The sequence below is a fragment of the Kitasatospora sp. NPDC114501 genome, assembly GCF_055633695.1.
Genome location: NZ_JBVKDS010000021.1, coordinates 78,407 through 96,495, shown reverse-complemented (window position 1 = coordinate 96,495; position 18,089 = coordinate 78,407). Strand labels below are relative to the sequence as shown.

The following is an 18,089-nucleotide window of genomic DNA, read 5'->3' as shown; positions in this document are numbered from 1 at the left end:
ACTACTCCCAGCCGAGTGCTAGCCGAAGACGCTCGAACTCGTCGCGCGGGATCGACTGGGTCGGCACGTAGAGCAGCTGCGTGACCGCCCGGTTGGTGCGGGGGTAGATCCGGGTCTGGTAGATCCGCAGCCGGGGGACGACGACGGTTTGCTCGGGGTGGGTGAGGTCGAACAGCTCCCCGAGGTCGTGGGGCAGCGGGGCGCCGTCCTCGCCCACCAGATCGATGTGACCGGTGGCCAGGGGTTGATGGGCGGTGATGCCCGGCGTTGTCGGCTCCGTCCGGTGCGGCTCCGGCTGGGCCGTCGGGCCGGGCGGCGGGTCGAGCGGCGCGGCGGCCGACAGTTCGGCGGGCGGGGTCTCCAGATCCGCGCCGTCCGCGTCGGCGGCGGTCTCCGCCGCGGGGGCGGCAGCCGACTTCGGGGTGGGCTTGCGGGCTGCCATCAGCGCGCCTTGAAGGTGCCGTAGACGAAGGACTCGGGGCGCGGGACCTCGAGGCCGATGCGCTCGGAGCCACGCATGGTGACGACGCCCCGTTCGAAGTTGTCGCGGTTCTCGGTGCTGACCTGGACGGAGACCTGCTCCCGGTCGTACAGGCGCGCGCCGAGGCCGAAGGCGCCGATGAGGAACTTGCCCTGGTTGATCGCCATGGAGTCCACGACGGACAGCCGCCAGACGACCTTCTGCGCGCCGATGGCGACGTTGACGGCGACCCGGTATGCCCCCTGGCCGTCAGTCTCCAGTTCCAGGTCCTCGAAGTCGAACGGGTGGAGCACGATTCCGCTCGGCGGAAAGTAGGCGAGGAAGGCGCGGGTCGCGGCGCGGCGGATCGCGGCGGACTGCTTGTCGGTGTCAGCCTGGGCGTAGGTCTGCACGCCCTGAGTGTTGACGATGCCGGTGATCTTCTCGTCGCCGCCGACGCCGTAGAGGATCTCGTTGTCCTCGGTCATCTTGACGCCGTCGACGAGTTCGGTGTCGATGATGTCGCGCAGCCGCGGCTCGTCGGCCAAGGTGTTCTTGTGGACGGGGATCGTGGTCGCGATCTCGGCGACCGGGTAGGTGACGGTCTTGAACGTCAGCTCGGACTGCGGGGCTCGCGCGTACACCTCGACGGCCGCGCCGCCGCCGGGCGGCACCTCCATCGCCCGCTCGGGCACGATCGCCGCCGCGTTGGTGAAGCCGGTGACGCGCACCCCGTAGAGCAGGTTCGCGGTGGTGGTCTGGGACGGGAACAGGTCCCGGATGCGGCCGGGTCGCACAGCGCGGGACACGAGGTCCAGGTGCTCGGCGGTGCCGAAGCCGAGGACGGGGGCGGTGCCAGCGGAGCGGCTGAACACATCCTTGCGGCCGAACTGGTCCAGGGCGGTGCCGTCGATGGTCACCATCTGGTCGAATGAGCCGCGGAAGCCGGCGGCGCCCAGGGCCTTGAACTCGTCGCTGTCCAGGAATCGCTGGCCGAGTGTCTTGGCCTGGTTGCCGAGCCGGGCCGCGAGAGCTGCGTCGTGCGGCGCGACGGGCACTGTGGTGGGCTCGTTGAGGAAGGCCTCGATGGCCGACGCGCCCTCGAGGTCGGTGATCAGCCGCTTGATCTCCTGCGCCTCGGCCAGGGTCTTGCGGAAGGCGGCCGCCTTCTCCGCCGAGACGGTGACTCCGCCGTCCTCGATGGTGAACGACTGGCTGATGCCGTCCAGTTCGGCGGCCTTGGAGCGCAGCGCGTTGTTGAGCTCTTTGAGCCGGGACTTGTCGGTGGGCACGGTGTGGCTCCTTGGAATGTTGCCGGGCCACCCCGCCAGCGCGGGACGGATGGGGTCCAGCCGTGCGACCGGTCAGCACCGGGTCGGCACGGCGATCGGCACACCGTAGGAAGAGCTGATCGTTAGTGTCGCGTCGAGCGCCGAGGCGCGTGTCCGGCAGGATTGAACACCGGGCCGCTCTCTTTCAAGTCGCCTTTCTGCCAGATGATTTGGATGTTCCCATGCCTACGCCACGGGGGTGAGTGTGGTGGTGTCCGGCAGGGCGCCGGACATCCGGCTACCGCCGGCCAGTGCGTTGGAGACATGCGTGTACCCCTTCCCCAAGCCCCAACTGCCGCTCATGGATGCCGCCTCGTGCCCGCCGTCCGACCTTGACCGCGAGGCGGAGCTGGCCCTGACCGTCGACGGGACGGAGTTCCACGTCGTTCGGACCTCCTCCGGATGGGCCCTGCGGATCCGTTCCTCCTCCTCGGTCGAGCTGTACGGGCCGTCGGACAGCTTCGAGCAGACGAAGGAGTGGCTGTGCCGGTACGCGGCGTGGCGGCTGTGGCCGTTGACCCGGACCCGCGGGCCCTGGGGATGCCTGGTCAAGGCCTCGGAGGGCTGGATGACCGCGCTGGCGCACACGGCACTGCCCCCCGCCGTCCAGCCGCACCTTGGCGTGCAGGACGCGGAGGTGTGCGTCGCCGGTCACCTAATCACCCCGGCCGCGTGGTCGGCCGTGCACGACACCAGCCTGCCGTCGGCGATCCGGGCGATCGAGACGCAGTTCTGGGTACGGGAGGGCTACCGGGTACTGGCGACGTGGGCCACGGCCGATCTGGGAACGATCACCCGCGACGCCTACCGGGGCCAGGAACTCGGGCGCGGCAACTACTCGCCGACCAACCTGGCCGAGCGGCTCGGCGTCTCGCCATCGGCAATCTCCGGCGCCGCGTCCGGAACCGGATGGAATCCCACGATCAACAGGTCAACCGGTGTGCTGGCGAACCGGAATCGGCGCCTGTAGAAGTCGAGGAACGCTGAAGGGGCGGGCACATGTCTGTGTCCGCCCCTTCAGCGTTCGTGGTAGCGGGGACAGGATTTGAACCTGCGACCTCTGGGTTATGAGCCCAGCGAGCTACCGAGCTGCTCCACCCCGCGTCGGTGGTCCCGACTGTACGGCACCAGTCGGTGATCACAAACTCGGTTCGGCCCGGGCGTCGGCGAACAGGGCGAGGGCACTGCTGAGCTCCCCGGGCTGGAGCGTCGCTGTGGCCTGGGTCTTTCTCTCGTCAGTCGGAGGCTCGGGCGACTGCCAGTCGATGCCGGCGGCGGTGAGCACGGCGACCAGGTGCTGTACGGCGGAGGCCAGGCGGTCGGCGTTCTCTCCGGACAGGACGCGTCCCGCCTTGCTCTGGAGGTCTGCCAAGGTCTTCATCTGGGAGGCGACCCGTTCGACGTCGGGTGCGAGGGCGGCCAGCGCCGCGTCGGGGCTGGTGCCCTCGACATCGAGGACCAGGCGCACGCGGCTGGGCTGACCGACGGAGGGGACGCCGTCCCCGGAAAGTGTGTACGGGACCTCCCAGCTGGTCGAGGTGAAGCCGTCCTCGGTGTACCTCCAGACTGTCGCGATGACCCGGTCCGGGTAGGTACCGATGACCTGCACCATGCCGTGCTCGAAGCGGTCGTCCTCGCTGGGACGCAGGCGGTGGCCGACGGCGGAGGCAATGGCGTCGATCCGCTCCTCCAGCGTGCCGGCCAGCGGTGCCAGTTCCACCTGGGTGTCGCCCAAGACCCCGCGGGTGTGCTGCTTGAGGTCAAGGGTCGAGGTGTAGGGGTTCGCGCCGAAAAGGACCGGGCTGTACTCGTACAGGTCGAGGTCGGTGATGCGGCGAATGCCTTTGGCACGTTTGGCCGTTCGGACCTGGTAGCCGATCGACCACTGCACCTGGTCGCCGAAGAACAGCAGGTTGGCGTACATGTCCTTCCCGGCCTGGGTGGCCAGGTTGCAGCGGCCCTTGACGAGGAGCGCGCCGGCCTCGGCGGGCCAGGGCTGGTCGTTCGGCAGGGTGGCGGGCAGCCGGGGGTCGCCGGGCAGCAGCTCCTCGGTGTGCTCGGTGCGGGCTGTCCACACGTTCCAGTCGTGCGACCAGACACCCTTCGGCGTGATCTCCGCGAGGGTGCGGGCGTAGGCGCCGGGTTCGATCACGTCGCCGTCGTGGTCGCGCAGCCCGGTGATCGATACGAGCGTGGTGAAGGTGCCCTGGTCGTCGGTCTCCAGCACGCCGAGCATCGCCTGCTTGTGGTCCAGCGTGCTGCTGGGGGTCGGTGCCACCGTCTCGCTCCCGGTTCGCTGGGTTGGTGGCGGCAACGGTAGGCGGACGGCGGGCTTGGGTCTCGTTCTACTCGTCGTACCAGCCGTCGTCCTCGTGTTCGGCATACACCTGCTGGACGTGCCAATCACCGGGGCCTGCGAGGATGACGATCTCGGACTCGTCCAGGCAGCCGATGCCCGTTCCCGGCACGGCCAGGATGCGGGTGACCGGCACGTCGCCGCTGATCGTGTAGCCGACATGGACCTCGCCGCCGTGCGTGGCGAAGTCGGCGGCGACATGTTCTTCCGTGGTGAAGGATGACAGCGGGCGCAGTGGCAGGTCCGTGACCGTGCCCCGGCCGTCGATCTCGCTGACGTGGGTGTCGTCGTAGCCGCCGGTGAAGCCGCGGTGCACGGTGACGTGGGTGACGCCGAGGTCGGCGAAGTGCTCCTGGGTTGCCTCCCACATGGCGGTCAGGAAGGCGCGCAGCAGAGGCGCATTGTCGGCCAAGGCCTGCGCGGTTTCGGCCTCGAGGTCGGCATCGCCGTGTTCCCACACCATGGTGTCGGTCAGGTGGAACGTCCGGCGGGCGGTCTCCTGGAGAGCGAGGGCGTCCGCGTCGTGGTCGTTGGAGGTCGCCGCCCAGCCGGCTACGAGGTGGGAGACGGCCTCAGCCCGCGCGAAGTCCCGATACTCCTCGGCGTTCATCCTCGCGTAGCCCCAGGGCTCACGGCGAGCGCCACTGTCGAGGTCCGCTTGCTCGACGTAGTCGGCGTAGCCGTTGGCGCCGGCCTCCGGGCGATACGCGGCAAGCTGTCCGGTGCGGACCCGGGTGAGGCGGTCGCGCTGGCGGTCAGACAGCAGTTCCTCGTCAGAGACACCGTCCATCCGCCTGGCAAGCGAGTCACACATGGCGGCCTTAACCTTGCTGGCGGACCTCTGCCGCTTGCCGAGCAAGTCCGCCTGGCTTGCCGCATGATCGTCCGCGAGGGTGCCCGGCAGGCCAACTCGGCTGGCACCCGGGTGGTGGGCGAAACGGCCCTGATGGTCGCGCGCATGCCGGGCCTCATCCCAGAGCCGGTCCTTGCGGCGTAGCCGCAGGGTAACGGTGAGGAAGTCGTGCACCGCACCGCCTTCTGCCGAGGATCAGGACGGCGGCAGCGTGGCACCCGGCTGAGGATGGTGTCGCGCCGAGCCGTGCGGGACTACTCCGCGGTCTGCCAGTGCCAGGTGCCAGGGCCAGCCAGGATGACCACCTCCGACTCGTCCAGGCAGCCGAGGCCCGTGGCCGGCGTCGCGAGCACCCGTTCTGCGGGCACGACCGCGCTCATGACGAAGCCAGATCCCTCGTACGCGGCGAACCCGTGGGCTACCTCCGGGTCAAGGGAGAACGCGGAGAGCGGGCGCAGCAGCGGATCGGAGACAGTGCTGCTGTCGGCCGTCCAGTCCGCGGGTGGCCGACCGTCGGGGGTGGCCACCCCGCGCCACACGGTCAGGGAGCCGAGCTGGGCTTCGGCCAGGTGGGTCTGGGTGCGCTCCCACATCGCCGCCAGCATCGCCGCGTAGCCGGTACCGAAGGCGGCCTGCTGTTCCGCGATCTCCCGCGCGATCTGGTCGGTGCTGGGCCAGTCGGCGGCCGGGTGCAGCCCGAAGGCGTCCCGTGCGGTCTCCTGGAGGGCGAGGGCTCCGGCGTCTTCGTCGTTGGACGTCATCGCCCAAGTGGCAACCACCTGGTTGACGGCGTCGCGCCGCAGGAGTTCGCGTGCCCGGTCGGCATCGACGTGCGTCCAGGACGGGTCTGCCGGGGAGGTGCCCGGCAGGACGGAGTTGGCGATGCCGGTCGCGAGGTCCTCGTACGCGTGCGCCTCGCCCGTGCGCACCTTGTCGAGCCAGGCCCGGTCGGAGTCCAGCAGCAGGGTCTCGTCCGGCATGTCGCGCAGGTCGCGTAGGAGCCCTTCCACCACGTTCACCTTGTACGCCTTGGCGACGCGCTCGCTCTGCCCGTCGCGGAACACCAGGCCGTGCTGCTCCTCATCGAAGCGGGGTTCGGAACGTGGGGCCCTGGACGGCCGGCTCGCGGCCGCTCGGATGCGCTCCAGCTGCGGGAGGAGTCCCGCGCCGGGGCCGTGCGCGAACCGGCCTCGGCCGTCTCGTGGGTGCAGGTGTTCCTGGAACGGCTTGTGCTTCGCGCGCAGGCGCAGGTGAACAAGTCGGACGGTTCGGGTCGGGTGGCCCACGCGGTCCTCCGGTGGTGGGGCAGCTTGATGCAGCGCACCCTGTCAGCGGCGCGCCTTAGCGTCGCTGCGGCCCGGCGGCGGGCCTGAGGAGCAACGCATGCCGGGTGCTGTTCTCCTCAACCCCGTATGGTGCTGGCCGACGATCACACCCTCGCGCTGCCGCCATTCTCCTGCTCGGCTTCGTCCCGCAGTTGCTGCGGGGCGGCATTGCCGAACGGCTGAGCCAGCACCCGGCGGGCGGCCTCCTGCCTGTCGACGCGGAGCACCTGGGAGAGCCCGTCGAGCGTGGTGACGGGTTCGCCGTTCGCGTAGCGGACGTCCCAGCGCCTGCTGCGCAGCCAGTCCTCGTTGAGTTGTTGCCGGTCGCTGGGTGGTGTTCCGGTGGTCATGCTTCATCCTCACACGGGGGTACGGGCGGGGTGCCCGCGCTTCGCCGGCCGGTGGTGGGTCAGCGCTCGAGTTGCCAGGCGAGGCGGCAACGGCAGTTGACGGGCTGCACGGGTCGGGCGGTCGGGTCGCCCGGGTGACGCAGCACGTCCTCGCCGATGATGAACGGCTGGCCGTAGGACTGGGTCTGGCCGTCGGCCGCGTCGTGGTCGGGCCTGGCGCCACCGTCATCGCGGGCGACCCAGCGGCGGACAAGGCCAGTGCGGGCGCTGGCGGCGGCCGCCTGGTCGCGGGCGCTCTCGACGGCGGCGGTGGCGAGGTGGCCCGCTTTGACGCTCGCCCGGTTCGCGAAAGAACGGCCCCAGTCGCGGGTTGCGTCGGCGATGCCCGTCAGGCTCTTGCCCTCGCGATCGGCACCAACGACATCATCGGAGAGGGCTTCGGCCTGCTTGGCGAGCCAGGTGGTGAGCAGCGGGGCAGTCACGGGCCAGACGGAGACGGTTGCGGTGCCGGTCGAGCCGAGGGCGTCGTGCATCTCGGTCGCGGCCTTGGCGGCGGCCTGCTCGATGAGAGGCCGGAGTGCCTGAGCGGCCTCTCGCTGCCAGGTGGCGACGTCGATCACCAGGTCGACGGGCAGGTCCTTGACGGCGGTGCCGGCGACGGTGTGGCCGCGGTCGTCCCAGTGCCGGGTTCCCTTGCGGTACCGGGGCGAGTTGAGTCGGGCGACGGTGCGTTCCGTCCAGCGGGTGGTGAGCGTCTGGAGGGCGTCGTCCAGACGCTCGCGGAGGGCGTCGGCCGCGGTTTCGTCCAAGACGAGGTCGAAGGTGGACGTCAGGGCCTTTCCTGGGTTCGGCGCCGGGGGCGGTGCCGGGGTGCCGAGGGCTGGGGCGTCTGCGGTGCGGCTGGGTAGGGCGGTGCGGCCGGAGGCCAGCCACAGGGCCCGGGTCTCGGGGGTCTCCTCGATCTCGTCGGCGTATCCAGCGAGTTCGGCGTAGGAGCTGATCGAGCGGACGCCGGCGGCGACTTCCTCGCGGGCTTCGGCCAGACGCTTGCTGCGGGGCTCGCGCAGCACGTCGATGTCGGAGGTGTCGAAGTAGACCTCGTCGCCCTCTTCGACATCGTCCTGGAAGGCGTCGGCGAGCAGGCGCAGGTGCGGCGGCATCGTGATCTCCCAGAACATCGTCTTCTCGGCGCGGGCGTTGTCGAACGTGCGGCCGCTCGCGTTGCCCAGCTGGGACTCCGGGACGCCGAACGCGGCAAGTAGCTCGACTTTGGACAGGGCGGCGACGGTCTCGTAGGCCATGTCCCGGGGCGTCACGGAGGTGTCCATGACGGTGACGTTGCCGCCGTTGAGCACCGTCCAGGAGCCGGCAGCAGACGGCCCAGTGCCGAACCTGGCGCGCAGCAGGCGAAGTTCGTCATCGTCCATGTCGCCGTCGATGCCGATCACGCCGCCGGGCCTGGCGTCGTTGTTGACGAACGACAGGTTGTAGTGGCGGGTGAAGAAGTCGAGGTCGGCGGACAGGCCGGCGGCCTCCAGCGGGGTGATGCCGGAGTAGGGGTCGAGCGGGTGGGGGTTCCTGATCCACCGCACCCGTTCCACGTCGAGGCGGCGCAGTTCGCCGGTGATGGTGACGGTCTCGAAGTGGGAGATGAGGTCGCTGCTGGTGGACGGCACCGGCCGGGTGCGGCCCGGTGGCAACAGGTCGATCCGCAACAGGTCACCGCCTCGCGAGAATGTCGGCTCGAGGAAGACTCCTCGCTTCGACAACATCAACTGCATGCTGATGCGCTTCTTGAAGGTGAACGCGCCCTCGGCAGGGTTGGCCCTGATGTTCATCGCGCGGTAGAGCGGGTGTGTGTCGTGGGGAGGCAGCTGCTCGTCGGAGGTGCCGCTGCGTGGGCGGACCCGCAGCAACCTGTCCGCAGCGTGGTTGGAGATCGTATCGACGGCCTTGTAGATCCACACCGCTCGTTCCATGCCGTCGCGCACGGCTCGTTCGACGGACCATGGGCGGGCCCGATCGACGCCTACAGGGGTCCAGCCCGGGGAGAAGTCCGGGAGGGACTTCGCGGCCGGGGCGGGGCGGCGCAGGGTGGGGAACCAGCGGCGTGGCATGGGGCTCCTACTCCTCGTCGGTCTGGCCGAGGGCGGCGGCGCTGCCGAGCACCGAGAGGCTTGTGCAGGCGAGGCCGAGGCGCGGGTCGGTGGCGTAGGCGGCCGCGTTGAGGCCGAGGGCGCCGAGTACGAGCAGGACGACGGCGACGACGTCGCGCACCTGGCGTGCGGTCAGGTGTGCGACGTCGTCGTTCAGGTGGGGCTGGTGCCTGCTGGGTATCGTCACGGCACGCAGGCTAGGCACTTCGGTGTCTAGCGTCCTGGCGGCCTCTTCCCGGCCCGAGTTCCCGGGTCTCCTGGATCGGGCTTGCGGAAGTTCTCGGCCGCGTCGACCTGGTGGCGGTACTCGGGCGCGGGCCTGCGCTTGCGGGTCCCGATCGGTCCGCCGTGCAGCATCGGGTCGGAGCCTGCGCACGGCGCTTGGTAGACCTCGTCATAGGGCCGGCGGCAGCGGATGCACATTACATCTGCCGACCGGATCTTGGTGGTGGCCGGGACGCGGTAGACACCGCGGCGGCGCGCGTAGGCGGCACCTTGCGTGTCCACGGGAACGTACGCGGCGATCACCCATTCGTGGATGTCGGTGTTGGCGTCGTCGGTCGTGGTGCGGTCGGTGGTCAAGCTGCACTCCCCTCGCCAGCGGATGCCCAGTGGGTGGGCGCCAGTGGCAGCAGCGATTGTTCGTCCGGTTCTACGCGAGCCCCGCAGTACAGGCGGCCCTCGTCGTCCTCGTCAGGCCCGCTCCCCTTGTGCGTTGGTCGGATGGGTGGCGGCACGCCAGGTGTTCCGATCCGGGCCGCACGTACGAGCCGAGGAGTTGACTGTGCCGCATCGGCACGAACCGGAGCTTCAGTCACATGACCCAAGTCAGCGAATTTGAGTCAAGAAGCTGGTCGATGCTGCCGCGCACTGGAGCTCGGATACGACCGTCTGCTGCCCGTCGGCCAGCAGGCGCCTGCCCGGCCTGTGGGCACCCCGTTCTCCTGCGGCTGCACCGCCCGCAGGGTGGCCACCGGAGAGGGCAGTCACGGTTGTCAGGTGACGAACTGCCATACGGCATCTAGTCTCTTGCGTCGTGGCAGGTATGGGGAGCGCCGGTCACGGCTGGGCGGTGATGGGCGACGCGGCCTTCCGGGTGGCTGCTGTGGCACGTCCTGCCGCGACGTAGTCGGTCCCGCGTACGGGCCGCAGGGGATGTTGGGCCTGGGTGGCCTGGGAAGGGTGAGTGGGGGCGCGGTGGAATCGATCAGCTACAGGATGATCGGCCGCGATCGTGAGCAGCAGGAGCTGTCCGAGTTCGTGACGGCCGACGGGGGCCGCGCGCTTGTTCTACGCGGTGACACGGGGGTCGGCAAGAGCGTCCTGCTGGATTACGCCGCCGAGATCGCTGTCGCCCGGAATCACCGGGTGGTCCGGGCGTACGGGGCGGAGGCCGAGTGGGAGCTGCCGTTCGCCGGCCTTCATCAGTGCCTCCACCCTTTGCTCTCCGACATCGGCAGGCTGGACGAGGGCCGCTCGCGGGCGCTGGACGCCGTGTTCGGCCGGGGCGACGGAACACCTCCGTCGGTCATGACGCTCGGCATCGCCGTCCTTGACCTGCTCTCCCTCGCCGTGCCGGACCGTCCCCTGCTGCTGGTCCTGGACGACGGGCATTGGCTCGACACCCCCAGCATCGAGGTATTCGGCTTCGTGGGACGGCGGCTTACCGGCAGCTTGGTGAAACTCCTTGTGGGGGTGCGCTCCGATGTGTCCTGCGGCTTCGACACCGCCGCGCTTCCCCCGCTGACGGTCACCACGCTGTCGGCGCAGGCCTCCGAGGAACTCTTGGAACTGCACTACCCCGGTCTGGAAGCCGACCTGCGCCGAATCGTCCTGGACGAGGCCCAGGGCAACCCTCTGGCCCTGAGGGAACTGCCGCCGCACATGCTGAGCGCGCCCCAGGTACTTCGCGAAGACCCGGTCACGGGTGGCCCGGACGTGCCCGGCTACCTGGGTGTTCCTGTGCCGCGTCGACTTCAGCAGGTGTACGACGTCCGGCTGAAGGCGCTCGACGACACGGTCCGCGTCGAGTTGCTGCGTGGGGCACTGGACGGCGTCGCAGCGAGCGCGACTGCCGGCCGCCGCCTGCGCCCGCGCTACCGCATGACGAACGCCATGGCTGCCGTCGACAACGGACTGCTGGAGGTCGACCCGTTCAGCGGCGAGTTCGTCTTCCGGCATCCACTGGTGCGCTCGACGGTCGTCCAGAGCGCCGCGCCCGAGGAGCGGCGCTCGGCGCACGCGCTTCTCGCTCGTGTGCATCACGAGGACCCGCAACGGCATGCCCTGCACCTGGCCGCCTCGGTGTCTGGCCCCGACGAGGAGGCCGCGGCCGCCATGGAGAACGCTGCGGAGTCCGTCATCCGACATGGCGGAGCGGTGGCCGCCGTCGCCTGGCTGACCCGGGCTGCAGAACTGAGCGAGACCCACACCGAACGCTCCCGCCGACTGGGCGCAGCAGCCTTCATCGCTGGTCACGCCGGTCTGCTGGAGCGTGCGCAGCAGCTTGCCCTAGCCGACACAGACTGTGTCGCGGGCGAGTCTGCCGCCGCCGTTCTCGCATCGGCGTACACCGCGTTCTACGAGGACGGGAACGTACGCTTCGCGCGCAGCCAGGTGGTCGGCGCGATAGAAGCCATCCGCGACAGCAGTGAGGGTGCGCCGGCCGAGGTGGTCGCCCGGCTCGTCACTCTGCTGCTGGCCGTCGACCAGTACGGGGCAGACGAGTCCGCGTGGGCGGACACCCATGAGCTGCTCGCTTCCTTAGGCGACTTGGTGCCACCGCTAGCGCGCCTCTACGAGGACACGTGGGGCGATGTGGTTCGTCGGGGTTCCGGAGCGCGGGAGCGGCTCGAGAAAGCGTTCGGCGGGCTGCGCATGCTGGAGCCGTGGGAACTCACTCGGCTGGCTGTCTCCGCGTACCACGTCGACGCGCTCGTCCTGTTCCGGCCGCACCTGCGGCGCACCGTCGACCGCGAGATGGCGACCGGGGCCGCCGTAGTCGGCCTGACGATGCTGCACTTGGTCATGCTCGACCAGCTGGCCGTCGGAGAGTGGGATGACGCGGAGCGGACCGGGAAGCGCTGTCTGGAGCTGGCGACGACGCACCACCACCCGCTGTTCGCCCACCAGGCCCGCGCGTACCTCGGGCTGCTGGCGGCGGTGCGCGGCAGCGGTGATCTCGCGCGAGACTGCCAGACCACCGTCGACGCCTGGGCGCGGCCCCGAGGAATCGGCTTCCTCACCCAGATCACCGATGCCGTCGGTACCGCCGCCGCCCTAGCCGAGGGAGACTACGAGACCGCCTACCAGTACGCCGTCGGCATCACCGAACCCGGTACCTTCACCCCCTACGCCCATCAGGCTTCCCGTACCCTGCTTGACCTGGTCGAGGCAGCCCTGCATACCGGCCGCGTCTCCCAGGCACGACAGCACGCCTTGGCTGCCGAAGAGGCCGGCTTGCCCGAGATCTCGCCCCGCCTCGCCCTGGTTACCTACGGTGCGCTGGCCATGACCGCCACCGACCCAGCGCACGCCACGAGGTGGTACCGCCGGGCTGAGGGCCTTCCGGAAGCGGACACCTTCCCCTTCGAGCTCGCCCGCATCCGTCTCGCCCACGGTGTGCACCTGCACCGCACCAAGGGCCCGAGGACGGCGCAACCGGTGCTGGCCGGCGCCGTCGAGGTGTTCGAACGCATCGGTGCCTCCACCTGGGCCGCACGCGCCCGCACCGAACTGCTCACCACCCACCCATCCCCGCTCGACGCCGCGCCGCACTTCGAAGCCCTGACCCGCCAGGAGCGCCGGATCGCCGATCTCGCGGCGAGCGGACTGTCCAACAAGGAGATCGGCGCCCAAACCCACCTGTCGCCGCGCACCGTCAGCTCCCACCTCTACCGCGTCTTTCCCAAGCTCGGCATCACCTCCCGCGCCGCCTTGCGCGATGCCCTTGACCGACTGCCCGCCGCCCCCGACGCGTGACCCTCTCCACGACAGCACCAGCCTCAGCCGGCCGCTACCCGGGCCTTCCCGGAACTCTTCATGAACGCCGTACACGGCCGATGCGCGGCGCCACGTGCAGCCCGGGCTTCTACCGTCAGATGACGGATGTGGAAGTCCGTTGGCAGGCGAAAGAGTTGAGCAGCCCGCCTAACCCATGGACCTGACGTGCCGACGCCCTGCGGCGGGCAGCGCCGGCGCCTTCACACCGTCATCAGGAGACGCATCATTAACCCTCACGACGTGCCTTCCTGCGCTGCTCCCGTGGTCATGGACGCCGCCTTCAAGGCCGACGCCCCCGCCCGCTATGCCCGCCTACGGGAACTCGGCCCCATCCACCGAGCCGAGTTACAGCCCGGTCTGGAGGGGTGGATTGTCGTCGGCTACGACCTCGCCCGCGAGGCGCTGACCCACCCCTCGCTGCTCAAGGACGCCACGCCCGCTGCAGAGGTGCTCGACGCCGTCGGCTTCGTGCTCCACAAGCCCTCCGTCGGCCTCGGCGCGCAGATGCTGGAGGCTGACCCGCCCGAGCACACCCGGCTACGCCGTCTCGCCGCGGCAGCCTTCACTCCACGTCGAACGGCGGAACTGGCACCCCGAATCGAGCAGATCGCCCACGAGTTGATCGACGCTATGCCCGGCTCGGGCGAGGTAGACCTCGTGGAGGCCTTCAACGCCCCGCTGCCCGCGACCGTCATAGCCGAACTCCTTGGCGTCCCGACGGAACACCATCAGGACTTCCGCCGCTGGTCGGCACAGGCCCTGCGGCCGACCTCGCCCGAGCACCGCTCCTCACTGGCCGCCTTGCACAGCCTGCTCGCCAACCTGGTCACGGACAAGCGCCGCTGTCCCAAGGACGACCTGCTATCTGCCCTGGTCAGCGTCCGTGACCAGGAAGCCGGCGAGCTCTCCGAGGAGGAACTGGTCGGCACCGCCCTGATGCTGATCGTTGCGGGCCACGAGAGCACCGTCAACCTGCTCGGCAATGCCGAAATGGCTCTGCTCAGGCACCCCGACCAGCTGCAGCTGCTGCGTGACCGGCCGGAGCTGCTGCCCGGCGCGGTGGAGGAGTTTCTGCGGTACGACACGTCCGTGGAACGCTCCACGAACCGCTACGCGGCCCAGGATGTGAAGCTGGGCGACGTGGTGATCCCCCGGGGCGCCGTGCTCGCCGTCGCCCTCGGTTCGGCTGGCCACGACGCCCCCATGGCTGGTTGCCCCGCCTCGGCGTCTCTCGACGTGGCCCGGCCGGACGCCCGCCACCTCGCCTTCGGCCACGGCATCCACCACTGTCTCGGCGCCCCGCTCGCCCGGCTGGAGACGACCATCGCCCTGCGTGTTCTCCTCTCGCGCCTACCGGAGTTCGAACCCGCAGTCCCGCTTGAATCCCTCTCCTGGATCGGCTCAGGCATCATCCGCGGGGTGCTGTCTCTCCCAGTCCGCTACCGCACTCGCTTGCGCGGGCGAATCGCGCCCGCGCTAGCGGCCGTCGTCAGGCGCGGGCCGTCTCTGGCCAGGTCCGCCACCGTCAAATGACTCAATTTCCGGCCGGGCCCGGGGAGCGTGTCCCTGGACCGTCAACCGGTCGAGGCGCTGGGTCGACGGCGGCCAGCACCGGCGTTGCCAGAACACAAGGGTGCATGCTCCTCGGGGGGGGCGGCTCGTTGCTGGTCGCGGTCAGGCGATCACACGGACCCGTCGCCGACCGGTGTGCGGCTCGTAGGGGGCGAGCAGGACCGCCTCCGCACGGTCGGGCGAGCTGATGCCGCGCCTTCTCATCGACTTCTTGGACTCGATGATGGTGCGCCCGCCCGAGTTGGTCTCCAGCTTCGGGGTGGACAGCTGGGCCTGGGTTCGGCGGTCGACGCGTAGCCGTACCGTGCCCTGCCCGTGCGGGGAGAGGAGAGCTCTCATCGCGAGCCACATCTCATCCCTCTTGGTGGAGGGGCGCAGCGTCGCGGCCTCGTCGTCTCGGCCGGTGCCCTCGCTGGCGAGCACGGTGACGATCTCGGCGTGGTGGAGGCCTTCGCGTCGCCAGGCCTCCAGCAGGCCGGCGACGCCCCAGCCGATGCCGACACCGTCGATCTTGACTCTCACGTCGGCGGTGCTTCCGATCGTGGCGGCGAGCAGTTGGGCGGCCTTGATCTCCCGCAGCACCACTCCGGCGACGACCACGGCGTCCGCGTTCTCGTGGCCGGCGGTGGCGTGGCGCAGCTCGACCAGGTCGCCGACGGAGCGGGCGATCGCGAACTCGTCGCCCCCGTCGGCGGCGACGTCCACGCCCAGTCTGACCCAGGCACCGCGCCGGACCCGGTAGGCGCTGGTTTCGCTGTCCAGGCCGAGGGCGTTGAGCGCGACGTAGTCGGGGCCGTCCGGTTCGGGGCTGTCGATGGCGCGCTCGACCCAGGAGGAGGGGATCGCGCGGGCCTGGCCTCCGCGGGGAAATCTGGCGTGCACCTTCGCCTGGACGAACGGTGCGTCCTCGCCGTGGTCGCGGATGGCCTCTTCCACCCACTGCGGGTCCACAAGATGAGTGGCGAGTAGGTGGGCAGGGGCGTGAGCAGGGCAGGCGCGGCACCGCCGGGTGCGTTCCCCGGATAGAAGCGGGGTGTCGTAGACGCTGATCGGGAGGACGAGAACTGCGGGGTCGGCGCAGGTCTGTTCGAACCAGCTGCCCTCGTCGTCGGTAGCGGGGTTGCCGATCAGCAGGGCGCGGGTGTGTTCGCCGGTGAGCAGGCCGCGCATCGCGGCGCCGATGATCCGGCCGATGCCGCCGGCCTCGTCCACGATGACCATCAGGCGGGGCGCGTGGATGCCCTGGACGGCGGATTCGTCGTGCGGCGGGGCGCTGAAGCCGTAGGCGATGACGGTGTCCGAGCCGTGGCGGTCGGGCATCTTCCACTGGGCGACGCCGACGTCGCCGGGAAGACCGGCGCGGGCGACGATCTGGCGGATGTGCGGCCACATCTGGCGCTGGACCTGGCGGGCGCGGGTGGCGGTGGTGACCGTGAGGGCGGTGCCGGGCGGGTGGACGACGGCGGACCAGACGGCGGCACGGGCGGCGATGTGGGTCTTGCCGGATCCGAAGCACGAGGGCACCGCGACGCGGCGGTTGTCGACGAGGGCCTCGAGGATGTCCCGTTGGCGGCTCCACTGGGATTCGCCGAGGACGTCCTCCACGAATCCGACCGGGTCGTCGGCCCATAGGGCGTAGGGGGTGCCTGCGTCGGTGTCGGCTGCGGCGAGGACCTGCTGCCAGTCGGCAGCGTCGAGGGTCTGGTAGAAGCGCCGGCGGACGGCGGGGGGCGCGTCGGCGAGTTCCGCATAGAGGCGGCGGCCGAGCCTGCCGGAGCGGGACGCGGGCATCGCGGGCAGTGGCTTGGTCACGCTCTCCCCCTTGTTCACGCTGGTCGGCTGGTCACGGTGCCTGACTTGCAGCGGAGCGTCGCGCTGAGGACGCCATCACGAATATCCCATGGCCATCTTTATAGACCTAAGTCAACTTATTTGCGAGGCTGGTTCCGCCAGCCGGGGACCGCGAACCCCTGGCCCGAACCTCAAGGAGACCAACCATGGCCCTGACCAGCCGAGTCACCGCCCGACACGCGGCAGTCACCCTCGCCCTCACCACCGCCTTCACCACGGGCATGGTCATCAGCATCCGACCCACCGCCGCCCCGGCCAACCCGGTGGCCGTGACGGTCAGCCCCGCCCAGGCCCAGGCCCTGACCTCCACCGCCCCGACAGCCCCCACTGCGGCCCCAGACGTTTCCCTTTCCCCGGCCGCCATCTGCCCCGTGCCCGCCGACGCCCCGAGCCCGGCCGCCATCACCCTGCCCGAGCCGCCCGCCACGGTCACCGTCACCGTCCCGGCGGCCACAATCACTGAGCCCGCCCCGACCGTCACCGTAACGATCACCAGCACGCAGATCGTGACCGCCCCGACGGCCCCCTCCCCGGCCCCGCCCGCAACCAGCACCCTGCTCCCGACCTCGGCCCCCTCCCCGGCCCAGAGCAGCCCGCGCAGCCCTCAGTCGAGTCACTGACCTGATCCCGGGGCTCCTCCACTCGAGGGGCCCCGGACCGGCATGGACAACACCCAGCCGGTCGCCGTCTTCACCGCCACCACTCCCAGCTGGCGCCGCGCCCGCTGCACCGTACGCGGAGCGAGCCCGACGGCGGTCGCCGCCGCCAGCACTTCCCGGGCCGGCGCCGGTCCCGCCGTCAAGATGCTGCTCAGGAACCTGCGGGCACTGGTACTAGCCGGGCGCCGCCGCCGCAGGTCCGCGCCGCTCATCGCCTCGTCGCGGCCCCGCGCGAAGCGGCTCCACACCACAGGCCTGAACCCCTCGGCCTGGTGGAACTCCAAACCGCCCATGACCGCCCACGAGCTCGTGGACACCGGCACCAGGGCCATCGCCCCGCCCTCCCCGTGGACCACCATGTGCACCGCCACCGTCAGCCGGGACTGCGAAGCCTCCACCGCTCTGCGCGACGACGACCAGCCGGCCCGCTTGGAGGCCTCCCGCACCGCCAGGACAGCCGTGCCGACGCGCTGCACTACGTCGGCGAGCACCCGCAGCGCCATCTCGACGGGGACTCGGTACGGGCAGATCGTCATCAAGTCCAACACCACGAGGTCAGGGCGGCGCTCGCGCAGCAGCTGCTCCAGGCGGTCGGCGTCCGCGGGCAGGCGCAGCCCCCGCTGGCCGCCCCGACCGCCGAGCACCGCCGCAACCTCCACATCCTCGCTGCCCGGGCCGCACGCCGCCAGCAGTTCCGCGGCGTGCTCGACCGTTTGCGGAGATGCGAGCACCAGCACGCGACGTGCCGATCCGGGCTGCTGCCCGTCCGGCAAAGCCCCGCCGGCCGCCGAGCGGGCCGCGATGTCCAGGGCCACCGCCAACGCGTTTACGCCGTCCTCGCCGTCGATCAGGCTCACCCCCAACGCTGGCACGTACCCGGGCCAGATCCAGCCGGGACCGTCCTCGAAGGCCGGCGGCGCGACGACCACACACTCCGGGCTCAGCCGAAGCGCCGCCGCGATGTCCTGCGTCTCGCATCCATCCGCCAGGCAGTCCAGCTCCACACGACCGTCCCCGGCGGCGAGCACCAGCAGCGTCCCCTGCCGGTCATCGTGCGCGGGGCAGCGCGCCAACCAGCCGCCCTCGGTCGGCCAGACGTTCCCCCACCGGCGCAGCGCCGCCAACACCGCCTCGTACTCCTGCACGCGCCCTTCCTTCGTTGATCCGACCTCAA

15 protein-coding genes and 1 tRNA gene are annotated in these 18,089 nt (G+C 70.5%); 4 read left to right on the top strand and 12 right to left on the bottom strand.

Going from position 1 to position 18,089, the window contains the following annotated elements:
- Position 1 precedes the first annotated feature (1 nt).
- Entirely contained in the window at positions 2–442 is a 441-nt protein-coding gene (locus tag ACZ7RU_RS32850; RefSeq protein ID WP_470344623.1) for a hypothetical protein, read from the bottom strand.
- Entirely contained in the window at positions 442–1,752 is a 1,311-nt protein-coding gene (locus tag ACZ7RU_RS32845; RefSeq protein WP_470344622.1) for a phage major capsid protein, read from the bottom strand. Before ACZ7RU_RS32845 ends, ACZ7RU_RS32850 begins: the two co-directional genes overlap by 1 nt.
- A 307-nt stretch (positions 1,753–2,059) precedes the next feature.
- Between ACZ7RU_RS32845 and ACZ7RU_RS32840 the strand changes: the two genes are divergently transcribed.
- Positions 2,060–2,761 (top strand): hypothetical protein, encoded by a 702-nt coding sequence (locus ACZ7RU_RS32840; protein ID WP_470344621.1) that lies wholly within the window; start codon positions 2,060–2,062, stop codon positions 2,759–2,761.
- A 57-nt stretch (positions 2,762–2,818) separates the two neighbouring features.
- Here ACZ7RU_RS32840 and ACZ7RU_RS32835 read toward each other — a convergent pair.
- The 8 genes from ACZ7RU_RS32835 to ACZ7RU_RS32800 form a co-directional block, all read right to left on the bottom strand.
- Positions 2,819–2,895, bottom strand: a tRNA-Met gene (locus ACZ7RU_RS32835).
- Between the two features lie 34 nt (positions 2,896–2,929).
- On the bottom strand, positions 2,930–4,069 hold the full coding sequence (locus tag ACZ7RU_RS32830) for an HK97 family phage prohead protease (RefSeq protein WP_470344620.1): 1,140 nt from the start codon (positions 4,067–4,069) through the stop codon (positions 2,930–2,932).
- 67 nt (positions 4,070–4,136) lie between these two features.
- Positions 4,137–5,174 carry a hypothetical protein gene (locus tag ACZ7RU_RS32825; RefSeq protein WP_470344619.1) on the bottom strand — a complete coding sequence of 346 codons (1,038 nt, stop codon included), beginning with the start codon at positions 5,172–5,174 and terminating at the stop codon, positions 4,137–4,139.
- Positions 5,175–5,254: 80 nt separating this feature from the next.
- Positions 5,255–6,064 carry a hypothetical protein gene (locus ACZ7RU_RS32820; protein WP_470344618.1) on the bottom strand — a complete coding sequence of 270 codons (810 nt, stop codon included), beginning with the start codon at positions 6,062–6,064 and terminating at the stop codon, positions 5,255–5,257.
- A 365-nt stretch (positions 6,065–6,429) separates the two neighbouring features.
- Complete coding sequence (locus ACZ7RU_RS32815; protein WP_470344617.1) at positions 6,430–6,675, bottom strand: hypothetical protein; 246 nt, start codon at positions 6,673–6,675, stop codon at positions 6,430–6,432.
- Between the two features lie 59 nt (positions 6,676–6,734).
- Positions 6,735–8,792, bottom strand: coding sequence for a phage portal protein (locus tag ACZ7RU_RS32810; RefSeq protein WP_470344616.1), 2,058 nt, complete (start codon positions 8,790–8,792; stop codon positions 6,735–6,737).
- Between the two features lie 7 nt (positions 8,793–8,799).
- The gene (locus ACZ7RU_RS32805) at positions 8,800–9,018 is read right to left on the bottom strand and encodes a hypothetical protein (RefSeq protein ID WP_470344615.1); all 219 of its coding nucleotides are present in this window, start codon (positions 9,016–9,018) and stop codon (positions 8,800–8,802) included.
- Positions 9,019–9,044: 26 nt separating this feature from the next.
- Positions 9,045–9,413, bottom strand: a complete 369-nt coding sequence (locus ACZ7RU_RS32800; protein WP_470344614.1) for a hypothetical protein — start codon at positions 9,411–9,413, stop codon at positions 9,045–9,047.
- Positions 9,414–10,028: 615 nt separating this feature from the next.
- On the opposite strand from ACZ7RU_RS32800, the gene ACZ7RU_RS32795 reads away from it, so the two are divergent.
- Both ACZ7RU_RS32795 and ACZ7RU_RS32790 read left to right on the top strand, forming a co-directional pair.
- Positions 10,029–12,812 (top strand): helix-turn-helix transcriptional regulator, encoded by a 2,784-nt coding sequence (locus ACZ7RU_RS32795; RefSeq protein WP_470344613.1) that lies wholly within the window; start codon positions 10,029–10,031, stop codon positions 12,810–12,812.
- Positions 12,813–13,100: 288 nt separating this feature from the next.
- A complete protein-coding gene (locus ACZ7RU_RS32790; protein WP_470344703.1) occupies positions 13,101–14,366 on the top strand; it encodes a cytochrome P450 family protein in 1,266 nt (421 codons plus the stop codon).
- Between the two features lie 141 nt (positions 14,367–14,507).
- Here ACZ7RU_RS32790 and ACZ7RU_RS32785 read toward each other — a convergent pair whose 3' ends face one another.
- Positions 14,508–16,217 carry a hypothetical protein gene (locus tag ACZ7RU_RS32785; RefSeq protein ID WP_470344612.1) on the bottom strand — a complete coding sequence of 570 codons (1,710 nt, stop codon included), beginning with the start codon at positions 16,215–16,217 and terminating at the stop codon, positions 14,508–14,510.
- Positions 16,218–16,402: 185 nt separating this feature from the next.
- Here ACZ7RU_RS32785 and ACZ7RU_RS32780 point away from each other — a divergent pair, with 185 nt between their 5' ends.
- A complete protein-coding gene (locus ACZ7RU_RS32780; protein ID WP_470344611.1) occupies positions 16,403–16,876 on the top strand; it encodes a hypothetical protein in 474 nt (157 codons plus the stop codon).
- Here the strand turns inward: ACZ7RU_RS32780 and ACZ7RU_RS32775 are convergent.
- Positions 16,870–18,060, bottom strand: coding sequence for an AAA family ATPase (locus ACZ7RU_RS32775; RefSeq protein WP_470344610.1), 1,191 nt, complete (start codon positions 18,058–18,060; stop codon positions 16,870–16,872). The genes ACZ7RU_RS32780 and ACZ7RU_RS32775 overlap by 7 nt on opposite strands.
- Between the last annotated feature and the right edge of the window lie 29 nt (positions 18,061–18,089).

Coding starts and splice junctions, on each gene's coding strand:
- ACZ7RU_RS32850 (WP_470344623.1), bottom strand. CDS start 442: ATGGCAGCCCGCAAGCCCACCCCGAAGTCGGCTGCCGCCCCCGCGGCG.
- ACZ7RU_RS32815 (WP_470344617.1), bottom strand. CDS start 6,675: ATGACCACCGGAACACCACCCAGCGACCGGCAACAACTCAACGAGGAC.
- ACZ7RU_RS32810 (WP_470344616.1), bottom strand. CDS start 8,792: ATGCCACGCCGCTGGTTCCCCACCCTGCGCCGCCCCGCCCCGGCCGCG.
- ACZ7RU_RS32790 (WP_470344703.1), top strand. CDS start 13,101: ATGGACGCCGCCTTCAAGGCCGACGCCCCCGCCCGCTATGCCCGCCTA.
- ACZ7RU_RS32780 (WP_470344611.1), top strand. CDS start 16,403: ATGGCCCTGACCAGCCGAGTCACCGCCCGACACGCGGCAGTCACCCTC.